Here is a 3,512-nt window from a genome sequence, read left to right as displayed (position 1 = left end):
CATGACGTCAGAGCATGTGTTCGACCTGCTTAGCGCGACGCGGGGCAGCCAAGCATCAGGGATTACCCTGGAAAGGCGTGAAACAAGGGCCGCTCCTAGACGTCAGACCAGCGCCGGCTGATGGCGCACGGCGGTCACTCGCGCCTATATGTCTGCGTTCCACCACCCTCAACCGACCTCGGGCGCGTCCGCTTCTTGGCCGCCTGGCTAAAGGTCCTGCGACCGAAGAGCGCATACGCCAGCGCCTTCACCAAGCTTGGCCGAATTGATTTCCGAGCCGCCGATCACGACTAGGAGCCGACCTCGAGCCTCCAGCTTCCTATCGGGCCGGCAGGGCCAGTAGTTGCTCCTCGATCGCATCTACCAGCGGCGGACCAGCGCGGTCGATATTGGAGAGCACGATCACCAGAAAGCCCCGATCCGAATACAGGCGCATGCGCGTGCTCACGCCCCGGAAGAAACCTGAATGGCCTGCCGACATGCCGAGCGCGCTGTGCTCGATCTCGAAGCCCGCCCCATAGTGCGCCTGGTTGTGGTCGGTCCAGAGCCGTCGAACCGCGGCCGGCGAGAGTAGTTTTCCCGCCTGCAGCGCCAGGGCGAACCGTCGCAGATCCGTGAGATTGGAATAGCCTTCGCCCGCTGGAACGCCCCGCAGAAGAAGGCGCGTAGTGTTTTCGCGCCAGCCGTACGGCGACCCGGGCGCGTGGATATATCCCGTCGCCAGGTTTTCCACGGGATCGTCGGACGCGAAGCTGCCGGTCGCGGCCATGCCGGACGGTTGCAGGATGTGGGCGCGGATGTAGGCGTAGTAGTCTTCCCCCGACGTTTTGGCGATCACTGCGCCCAGCAAGACCATTCCAGTGTTGCTGTAAGCGAACTGACTGCCCGGCGCGAAGCTCAGCCCCACCTGGTGGGTCAGGGACTTGTATTCGTCGAGTTCGCGAAACTGCGTTCGAGGCTGCGCCTCGGCGAGGCTGGTGACGTCAGGGATCACACCGCTCGTGTGGGTCATCAGCTGCCACACCGTCACCTTCCGCGCCACCTCGGGGTCGAGCCAGGAGGCGTCCAGGTAGTGGTCGAGTGTGGCGTCCAGCGACAATTTGCCGGCCTCGGCAAGCTGCATCGCCGCGACAGCGGTGAACATTTTGTCCATTGAGCCGAGGTTGAACCGCGTCTCCACGGTGTTGGGCGCGTGGTAGCGGCGGGAGGCCTCGCCGCAGGCTTGCTGCACCAGGACTTGTTCGCCCCAAGCGACGAGGACCGCGCCCGAGAACAGGTCGGCTCTGCAGGCCTTTTCCATCAGCCGCGTGATGCGTCCGGCGACCTCGCGCTGCGACGCCGGCGCGGGGATTGTCAGAGCCCAGGCCGGCGCGGCCACGGGCACGAACAGGGTGACGCGGGGATTTGGACCGGGCGACAGTGTGAACTCGACGCCCTGTAGCGCGCCGTAGAGGTGGGTGCGGACCACCGCCTCGATCACGACGGGCGTGCTGGGGCGCGCTCGCGCGGCGACGAAATCCACGCCGCCGCCGTTGATCCAGCGCTGGTCCTCGAAAAAGTTGCGAATAACGCCGGGCGAAACCGGTTCGGCATCCAGCCTCATGTAGGCCTCAAGCGCCTCCTCGCGATTGACGGCGTCGGCGTAGGCGCGGCCCAGCGCCTCAGCCTGGGCCTGGGGGCCGATAGATCGAGGCGACTGGGCTTCCGAGCGCGCGGCGAAGGTCGTCAAGGCCACGGCGAGAGCAAGGATCCGACGATGCATTTTCCGCACCCCAAGCAGCCATGCGAGCCTCCGCGCGGCGGGGCTTGCGTCCGGGGTGCATTACATGCGTAATATTCTTCGTCAACCAATACGCACCTGCGGGGCGATGACCGCTTGCCACCCCGCGGCGGAAGTCGGGAAGGTTCGCGTTGCGGCAGAGACTGTCACCCTGGCACCGGGGGGCCCGACCTAGGCAGCGCGGCTCTGGCGTCCGCGCAATCCGCCCCACAGTGCAAGGGCGATCAGCCAGCCGACGGTAAGTGGCCCCCCGACCTGCATGTTCATCGGGCCGCCTGGCTCCGTGAAGCCCGCCGAGCCGAAGATTGTCACCGACTCGAGGGCTTGCTCGGCAAAGACGACGAGACTGAGGACACTTCCCGGAAGCAGACGCCTGAGCCGATCGAGGTCGGATTAAGGATCATGGGTGGGTTGGGATGCCGGGACGTTCAGAACTGGGATGTCGATGAACGATGGCGCCGCGACCGTGCGGCCCACTTCAATTTTTTCGGGCCCCGCGGCCGGAATGCGCTCGAGGTTGTCGCTATCGGCGCCCGCGATAGCCAACCTTAGTCGCTCGCCCTTGCGCAGGATGAAGGCGATCGGCGAGAGCGCGATCCTGATCTGCTCCGCACGGCCGGGCGTCATCGGCGCAGCGTCGGCGCTGAGGTAGCTGTGCAGACGATCGGCGCCGACAGGAGTCGGCGAAGTCTTCCGCGCGGCGAGCCGGAGCACGCCTTCGGTCAGGTAGACGACGCGCCCGTTCAGCAGCACGTCCTCGAGGTAGACGATCACCATCCCGTCCGGCGCGCTGCTCGCGATCGTCAGGTCGGCCTCCGGATCGCCGGCGACGAGCAGGTCCTCGGTCTGCGGTGCGCTCGTGTAGGTGAGCAGTTTCCGATCTGCGGTCGCGCGGTCGGGGTAGGCTGTCTGCGATAGATCGACCGGAGACTGATAGCGGCTCAGCGGACCGCTGCCGGCGCTGAAGTCCACCGGATAGGCGTCCGCGCCGTCCTGCACAGGCGGCTTTTCGCTCAAGCTCCTCCCAAGCCCCATGTAGAAGCGCTTAGGAACCACGCCGCGGGGAGGCCATGCGGGCGACGTCCGCCAACCGCCTCCGTTCAGAACCTCGTACCGCACGCTGCTCGGGCCCGCCTGGTTGTCCGACTTGAGGTAGCGGTCGAAGAAGTCGGCCATGGCGGCGATCTGCCGGCCGTAGGGAGGATCCACCTCGGCCTTCGGCGGCGCGAAGGGATCGGTGCTCATGAAGCCGCCGTGCGAGATGGCGCCGATCACCACCTGCTGGGGGTTCGACAAGCCCGCGAACCGCTGCAACACCTCGGCGGGCAACGTCGCATCGAACCAGCCGGCGGTCACGAAAAGCGGGATGTTCGATCGCTGCACGGCCTCCTGGCGGGACAGTTCCGAGACCTGCGTCACGGTCTTGCCGCTCGCGCAGACGGTGCTGTCGCGCCACGGCGCGCGCCCGGCGCAGGCGAAGACGTCGTAGTTGCGCGCGTGCTCGGCGAGCGCTTTCCGCAGCAACGCGCCATCGCGATCGGCGTCGACCGGCTTTGGCCCCGCGACCAGCCAGCGGCACAGGCCCGTGCAGGGGGGCTCGCCGCGGTTGAGCGCGGCGGTCTGCCCACCCCATTTCCGCAGGAAGGTCTCGCTGAACACGCCGCCTGGATGGGTGGTGTGATAGAGGTCGGTGGGGTCGAAGCTCGGGGCGATCGCCTTCAGGGCCGGGCGG

Annotated in this window: 2 protein-coding genes; both read right to left on the bottom strand. The window is 66.9% G+C overall.

The window, feature by feature from the left end:
* Positions 1-319: 319 nt before the first annotated feature.
* Entirely contained in the window at positions 320-1,762 is a 1,443-nt protein-coding gene (locus tag VGI62_RS16165) for a serine hydrolase domain-containing protein (RefSeq protein ID WP_331505548.1), read from the bottom strand.
* Positions 1,763-2,173: 411 nt separating this feature from the next.
* A partial coding sequence (locus VGI62_RS16160) for a CocE/NonD family hydrolase (RefSeq protein ID WP_331505547.1) occupies positions 2,174-3,512 on the bottom strand: 1,339 nt, incomplete at its 5' end.

This window comes from Phenylobacterium sp., assembly GCF_036495085.1.
GTDB lineage: Bacteria > Pseudomonadota > Alphaproteobacteria > Caulobacterales > Caulobacteraceae > Phenylobacterium.
This window is presented reverse-complemented; position numbering and strand designations above follow the sequence as displayed.